At 35.7% G+C, this 5,519-nt stretch carries 5 protein-coding genes; 3 read left to right on the top strand and 2 right to left on the bottom strand.

All coding sequences use genetic code 11. The features are described 5' to 3' along the window. Window positions 1–152: 152 nt before the first annotated feature. The gene (locus tag DNK84_RS07300) at window positions 153–662 is read left to right on the top strand and encodes a hypothetical protein (RefSeq protein WP_119343887.1); all 510 of its coding nucleotides are present in this window, start codon (window positions 153–155) and stop codon (window positions 660–662) included. On the opposite strand, the gene DNK84_RS07295 is transcribed toward DNK84_RS07300, so the two are convergent. Both DNK84_RS07295 and DNK84_RS07290 read right to left on the bottom strand, forming a co-directional pair. Continuing rightward, entirely contained in the window at window positions 638–2,293 is a 1,656-nt protein-coding gene (locus DNK84_RS07295; RefSeq protein WP_119343886.1) for a hypothetical protein, read from the bottom strand. The genes DNK84_RS07300 and DNK84_RS07295 overlap by 25 nt on opposite strands. A gap of 72 nt (window positions 2,294–2,365) precedes the next feature. Next, window positions 2,366–4,306, bottom strand: a complete 1,941-nt coding sequence (locus DNK84_RS07290; RefSeq protein ID WP_119343885.1) for a protein kinase domain-containing protein — start codon at window positions 4,304–4,306, stop codon at window positions 2,366–2,368. 169 nt (window positions 4,307–4,475) lie between these two features. Between DNK84_RS07290 and DNK84_RS07285 the strand changes: the two genes are divergently transcribed. Together DNK84_RS07285 and DNK84_RS14295 are read left to right on the top strand one after the other, a co-directional pair. Then, on the top strand, window positions 4,476–5,120 hold the full coding sequence (locus tag DNK84_RS07285) for a hypothetical protein (protein WP_119343884.1): 645 nt from the start codon (window positions 4,476–4,478) through the stop codon (window positions 5,118–5,120). A gap of 109 nt (window positions 5,121–5,229) precedes the next feature. After that, window positions 5,230–5,382, top strand: a complete 153-nt coding sequence (locus tag DNK84_RS14295; protein WP_162902237.1) for a hypothetical protein — start codon at window positions 5,230–5,232, stop codon at window positions 5,380–5,382. The last annotated feature ends 137 nt before the right edge of the window (window positions 5,383–5,519 follow it).

The raw sequence follows: 5,519 nt of genomic DNA, 5'->3' as shown, positions 1-5,519 counted from the left end.
AATCTTGATTTGTGCCAGTTAAAAATTTCCTTTAAACTGTTCGTCAGCTGTTTGAGGTGCTTTTTCATGTTGTGCAAATCAAGAAAAAATAACGCTTCAAGCAGCAATTTGCAAATTTTTCTTCGTGTACAGTAAATATTTTACATCAACTATTGCAATATGAGCATGGAGCTGAAGCGATTCCAGCTGTTTTAAAAACGCTACCTGAAAACGATCGAATATCCGCTGTTTTGTTGGGTAACCGGTTTAATGAAAATGTATTATCTTCATTAGCTTGTCAGTCTGATAATTCAAAGGTGGTTATAGATATTTTGAACAATTTGCCGCCAAAGGATCGATTAGTTGCGTTGCAAAGCAGCAATATACTTGATACTGTACTGCACCAGTTATGTAAAGAACCACAGCTATTAGTTGCTGCTTTAAAGACATTGCCAGAACAAGACAGAGGTAAAGCATTACTAACGGTGTCTTCCCTGGGAACACGCGTAATAGACAAACTAAATAGAGATACACTCCCATCGGAAGCAGTGTCTTTTTTTGCCACAATAAAAGTGCCTATTGAAAAGGATAAAAATAATAATGCATTATTACACTCAACCGGGTCTTTTTTTAATAGTGGATATAACAATAATAGTAATCAGTTATTGGATAAGTCACCATGATAGGCTTTACTATCCTGAGGCGTCAAATTACTTTGATTAATAAAATCAAGCTTTAGTTTTTTATATTTCTTTTTACGGAGCTCTGCAAGATCTTGAATACCCATTAGTATTAACAGCTCTTTCTCACTAAACGGCGTGTGTGCCTGAGCTAGTGGGAAATTATAGCGCTCAATTAACATCTTTCTAAATAATTCAGCTTCTGGGTGATTCAATAATTGCAGTAATTTTTCGCCTGTACTTGAAAGCTTAACTTTTTTATTGAAATCATGGCGTGGGACACAGGCCAGCTGAAGGACTTTTTGCAGTTGCTCAATCGGGATATCTTGGGAGAATTTAAGTGAGTCTGCTTGTTTTTGAAGCAATGTTTTTTTTATTGATTTGCTCGCAGAGTCTACAGCATCATTAACCAGTGCTGCAAAGCATTGGGTAAAGAGTTGTTTAAAATTGTGCCCGCTAAAGTAATACTGGTTTTCTAATTCACTTAATTGTAGATATAGATAGGTATCTTTTTCTAGTAATGCTTCTTTTTGTTTTAAATATTTATATAACATCTGCTTTTCATTTTGTATTAGCATTAGATATTGAATAGGCGCTTGTGAGGTTTGTTTTGTCGAATTCAGGTTCTTATCAAAAAACTGCCTTAAACCATGGCCTTTATGGTTAAGATAATAGTGCATACATCGCAAATCGGTTAGTTTATCTTGCAGGTTTTGATACTCATCTAAAGTTAGATTGGAAGCTTTCAACTGAGATAACAGTGCGTCAATATTGGAGAGTACTTTGTTTAGATCCTGTGCTGGCGAGCAGATTTCAAATTTATTTGGATAGGCGTTATTAAGGATTATAAATTGCTTGTTCGCTTTTTCTAAATTTCTGTGATAGTTTTGCCATATGGCTTTGAACTGCATGGTTTTATCTGCGTCTTTAACGCTGTCATTATCAGAGAGACTCAACGTGGTGGCGATAGCTTTTTCTTGTAGTGCTTTAAGCTGCTTTATGTCGTTTTGATAAGTGGTTAACTGTCTGATTAAGTGGTTTAATTTATCACTTTCATTTTTGGTTAAGATATACCGATCATATGCTTTTTTATTTCTTATTGTGTATTGTTGTGTGATCATTTCTGGGTGCTCAAGTAGCGCATATATGTGCTTGAGGGTAATTTGTGCAAACGTATCAACATGATTTATATTCAACAACTTATCTTTTAAGGTTGGTTTGATATAAGGCTTGTTTGTGCTATTACCACTTACTGCAATGCAAAGCTTATGATAATCATAAGAAAACTCCGATTCAATATCTTCAAAATCATTTGTCATATAAGCTTGTACTAAAGTGGTGTAAAAATCAGCGTTTTCTGTATGTTTTTTAAAGAGGAATGCTTGGTCAGGAATTTTATTAAGCTCTAATAATATCGCTGTGGCAAACACAGTGATAAAGCGCTCCTGTTGCGTTTTTAGTATACCTGTTTGATGTTTTGATCCATCTAACAGGTCCTTATAGTCTTGGGTGTATATTTTTATTTTTTGGTCTAAAGTAGTGATTTCACCTTTGTTATCATAGATTTCTTGTTTAAGTGCCTGTATTGCATTGCCTATTTTCATTTGCATACATTTGTCTATAAATGTTGGCATTATTTGAATCTCCTTGTGATCAACACCCATATAAGTTATGCCAAGCTTAGTGTCACATAGCCTAATGTATTTTCATTCAATATCTTTTGATTGAATAATCTCCATGCTTTCGAATGCTTGATTTTGGTGCTGTTGATTTTTTTGCAACTGTGATTGAAAAAATACCCAGTCATTTTTTATCGGTGCATTGTTAACCTTATCAGCAACTTTCTTTGCAACAGCGGTAAAATCTAAGTTTGTATCACTTAATGCTTGTAGCAAGATATTTACAAATGTTGTGTTATATGAGTTAAACTGAAGGCTCAATACATTTTTTTGATACCAATGTCCTTGTTGGCAAAGCAGTTTAAAGGCTTTTGTGCCGCTGATCTCTCCCATATATAAACGGTTGATTATGTTTTCAACATTTTGGATTCTCTGATCATAGTTGCCAGGAAAATAACCATAAGTGCCTAAGCCTTTAAATTCAGAAAGTGCTTTTCTGGCAGCATGAAGTACGCTATTAGCAAAATTTTTTGGTTTTTTTTGTGCTTGATTGATAATATTTTGTGTATTTTGCACGGTAACGTTTTCTTGAAAAATAATATAAGAAGATTGATTGTCGACGACTTCAAAACTATTCATTTTTAATGAAGTTGTTTTTTTTGATGAGGTCAGAGGGATAGAATATTTGGAAGTTTGATCAACTTCTTTTTCTTTAAGCTTTATTAAAGATGCTTTCTGGTTAGTACTACTTATCATATAACTATTACAATGCTTTATACTGCTTAAACTAGTGTGTGATAAAAAATTCAGTGACATTTGATTTAATGGGGGCGTATTAAAAAATGGTGCACTAATAGCTCTAGCATGACGGTAGAACTTCCTTATTGATAGTTTGTTTTTTACATTTTGTTGGATATCATCTATTGGTTGATTTTTTTGAAGCACGTCATTCTGTTGTGCATTTTGCTGCTCATTAGTCAATGCCTCAAGCATATTTTCAATAGTTGGCCGTTGCGCTTTAGGTTGTAGGACTACATTCAATAGTATGTCATTGCTTAGGTAAATACAGGTGTTGCGCTCATCGTTTGTCAGGTTTTTTAAGATTTGATTAAATGCATTATTAATGAATTCGATCTTGTCAATAGGTGACATAAAGGGTTGTTTGTTTAATAACATCATTTGCTGATATTTCTTGGGAAATTTTATTGCAAACTCATGAATCAAAACGGCCTTGGTTAAAGCATATACGTCACTGGATTCAGAATATTCAGGCGCAGAAAGGTTATGATATATTTCAGGTGACATCGTGATAAGACTGCCACAAAAACTCTGGTCAACACAAGTTTTAGTCATGGCAAAACCGTAGTCGATAAGTGTTACAATACCATTGTCATTTTCAACGATATTTGCCAGCTTGATATCTCGGTGTAAATATTGCTCACCTGTTTTGGATAGCGCTCCTGTATGTAACCTTTGTAGTGCCGTAAAAGCATTGATCGTTGTTGAAAGTGGGATGACTTTTTGTTGCAGATGATACTTTTTCTCCAAATCTTGTGGGTTATCTTCATAAGGCATAATCATAATAAGGTTGCCTTCACGCTTTCCAGGCTTGTTATAATATTGTTTTGTAATTGAGCTATAAATTAAACCGACATCATAGGCGATGGCCTGTTCTTTTTTAATGCGTTGCAGCTCATTTTCTTCTAAGTGCATATCATGCTTTAAAAAGGTGCGATGCAAGCGTGTGTCACCTTGCTTGTTTTCTCGTATCGACACTTTTGCAAATGCACCTTTGCCTAAGAGGGCCTGTCTTTTTTCATCGGTATTTGGCAATGCCCAGATTTGCCCCTCTGCCACAATAAAGGAGTGATTGAGTCGAATCTCTTTTAACTGGTTATTTATGCTAATGTACTGATATTTTTTTTGTTTTGCTCCGTATTGATGCTTAAGTTTTGTCCCTTCAGGCTTTCCAGTAAGAAGGTAATCTGCAGATTCCCACTCTTCTTGTGATACATTAAGTAATCCCATGGCGATGTAAACTCCTTTTTTAGCACGATAATTTCCTTCCTCTATGATTACTATATTTTTTAGAAATGATAGGTCAACGTGGTAATACCACGTTGTTTGGATTGTAAATGTGCTTGATAGTAATAAGGATTATATATTCAGTAGTATTATTTGTAAGGGAAGTATTAAAATGGAGAATTATAAGCCACAGCTTGAAAGTCACACGATTGCAAAATTCATGCTGGAGATCTTAACAACATTACCACCTTTGGCAGCAGCCAAAGTTGTAAAAGAGTCAGCAGAAAAGGCGTTAGTACAGCATCGTGGGTGGGGTATTTATGATTTTGTTTTTAAAACAAATCATGAAAAACAAAGTGGCCTGGATCGAGTGATTGATGATATGAACAAGACCATAAACACTTCAGATTTACAGCAGCAACAAGAAAAAGAAAAAATGTCTATCATATGCAAAGCAATCAAAGAGATTGCTGAGTTAGGGCATTTTAATCAAGATGGCACTTTATTGCAGTTTAGCTCTTTTAATACCAAGTTTATTAAAGCGCTGTGGGAGGTACTAAAACTCAAGATTTTGCCAAATGAGTTTAATGTGTTGGATGTGATTAATGCAGGGATAAATGAAAAGCAAGATCCAAGTGTCATACAGCAAAATCAATTACGCCAAAAGCTTCTTAAATATGAGAGCTATAATGCTTTTAATGCCGGTAGCGTTGCTAAAGAAATCTATGAGGATTTTGCGTCACAAGCAGAAAAAGCCGGCTATTTATTTAAGGAGGCATATAATATTATCGAAAAGCAAGAAGCGCCCAAAATGTAGTTTGCTAGGGGAGTATGCCTGTTAAGGGCGCTTTCGTGGTTTTTCCCCGTATTCGTTTTTATGCATCTGTTTTACCATGCATTGCACTCAACAAAAAATGGAAAGTAAAATGGGTGCGCCAAGCAAAGCTAAGGCAATCAAGCTGGACAATCCAGCCCAGAAAAAGGCTAGCCACCAGTCTGGAACCGAACTACACATAATGCAAGGTAACGAACATTATGAAGCTGTAGTAAGGGCGGTCTATCAGCCACAACGCAAGTGAAGGTATTGAGCCCCGTAATATATCATCGTCGCACCTGATCAAGGTTTTCATTTGCCTGAAATCAGCACTACGCAATACGTAAAGGCGAGTATGCGTGGAGGTGCCGGGGTCTGAGTCCGTAGCGGGTAGATGAACTG

Origin of the sequence: Facilibium subflavum, from assembly GCF_003574485.1 — a bacterium.
Taxonomy (GTDB): domain Bacteria; phylum Pseudomonadota; class Gammaproteobacteria; order Francisellales; family Francisellaceae; genus Facilibium; species Facilibium subflavum.
The sequence above is the reverse complement of the archived record's forward strand: the minus strand, read 5'-3'. Positions and strand labels throughout refer to the sequence as shown.

Bases quoted from the DNA above. Each gene is read 5' to 3' on its own strand.
- DNK84_RS14295 (WP_162902237.1), top strand. From the start codon at position 5,230: ATGGGTGCGCCAAGCAAAGCTAAGGCAATCAAGCTGGACAATCCAGCC.
- DNK84_RS07290 (WP_119343885.1), bottom strand. From the start codon at position 4,306: ATGGGATTACTTAATGTATCACAAGAAGAGTGGGAATCTGCAGATTAC.
- DNK84_RS07295 (WP_119343886.1), bottom strand. From the start codon at position 2,293: ATGCCAACATTTATAGACAAATGTATGCAAATGAAAATAGGCAATGCA.
- DNK84_RS07285 (WP_119343884.1), top strand. From the start codon at position 4,476: ATGGAGAATTATAAGCCACAGCTTGAAAGTCACACGATTGCAAAATTC.